General features: G+C 72.9%; 1 protein-coding gene and 1 pseudogene. Both read left to right on the top strand.

Going from position 1 to position 1,470, the window contains the following annotated elements; translation table 11 throughout:
• Positions 1-478: pseudogene (locus AC1D15_RS31945) on the top strand (ABC transporter substrate-binding protein); the annotation flags it as partial.
• The coding region (locus AC1D15_RS31940) for an amidase (protein ID WP_477829210.1) at positions 475-1,470 on the top strand (996 nt) is incomplete at its 3' end. The pseudogene AC1D15_RS31945 and the gene AC1D15_RS31940, both read left to right, overlap by 4 nt.

The following is a 1,470-nucleotide window of genomic DNA, read 5'->3' as shown; positions in this document are numbered from 1 at the left end:
GCTGAAGGAGGCCGGCGTCGCGACGCCGCTGAACGTGACGCTCTCGCTGCCGCCGCCGCAGTACGCGCKCAAGGGCGGCGAGATCGTCGCGGCGCAGCTCGCGAAGGTGGGCATCGTCGCGAAGATCGACAACGTCGAATGGGCGCAGTGGCTGGCCGGCCCGTTCAAGGGCAGCTTCGACCTGACGATCATCAGCCACGTCGAGCCGCTCGACTTCGCGGTGTATGCCGATCCGTCGTACTACTTCGGCTACGACGGCCGTGCCTACGCCGAGATCGTCGCGAAGTACGACGCCAGCACCGGCGCGAAGGAGCGGCTGAAGCTGCTCGGCGATGCGCAGCGCCGGCTGGCCGACGACGCGGTCAACGCCTGGCTGTTCCAGCTGCCGCAGTTCATGGTCGCGAACAAGCGGCTGAAGGGGCTGTGGAGCAGCTCGCCGGTGTTCGCGAACGACATGGGCGCGGTGAGCTGGCAATGAACGCGCTGGCACAGCTGTCGGCCGTGGAGCTGCTGGCGGCCTACGCGGCGCGCACGCTGTCGCCGGTGGAAGTGACGCGCGCGGTGCTCGCGAACATCGCGGCCTGGGAGCCGCGGCTGTGCGCCACCTATGCGCTGGATGCGGCCGCCGCGCTCGCGCAGGCCGAGGCCTCGCAGGCGCGCTGGCTCGCGAACGCGCCGCTCGGTGCGCTCGACGGCGTGCCGGCGATGATCAAGGAGAACATCGCGACGCGCGGCACGCCGGTGCCGCTGGGCACCGCTGCCACCGAGCTGGTGCCGGCTGCGGCCGATGCGCCGCCGGCCGCGCGGCTGCGCGAAGCCGGCGCGGTGATCCTCGGCAAGACGACGATGCCCGACTACGGGATGCTGTCGTCCGGCCTGTCGAGCTTCCACCCGCTGGCCCGCAACCCGTGGGACCTGCGCCGCAGCCCGGGCGGCAGCAGCGCCGGGGCCGCCGCGGGCGCTGCTGCCGGCTATGGGCCGCTGCACGTCGGCACCGACATCGGCGGCTCGGTGCGGCTGCCGGCCGGCTGGTGCGGCATCTTCACGCTGAAGCCGAGCCTCGGCCGCATCCCGATCCAGCCGCCGTACGCCGGCCGCGTGGCCGGGCCGATGACGCGTACGGTCGCCGATGCGGCACTGCTGATGGATGTGCTGTCGCGCCCCGACCCCGGCATGCGCGACACGATGAACCTGCCCTGGCAGGACATCGCCTGGTCGCAGCTCGAGCGCCCGCTGCGCGGATTGAAGCTGGGCCTGCTGATGGACGCCGGCTGGGGCCTGCCGGTCGAACCGGAGGTGCGCGCGGCGGTCGAGGCGGCGGCGCGTGCGTTCGAAGGCGCGGGCGCAGTCGTCGAGCCGGTCGCGCCGTTCATGACGCGCGAGATGATCGACGGCATGGACCGCTTCTGGCGCTGCCGGGCCTGGATGGACATCGCGGCGCTGCCCGAGGCGCGGCGCGCGAAGGTGCTG

The sequence above is a fragment of the Rhizobacter sp. P2_H2 genome, from assembly GCF_056403375.1.
Note: the sequence above shows the minus strand (reverse complement) of the source record. Positions and strands in the feature narration are given on the sequence as shown.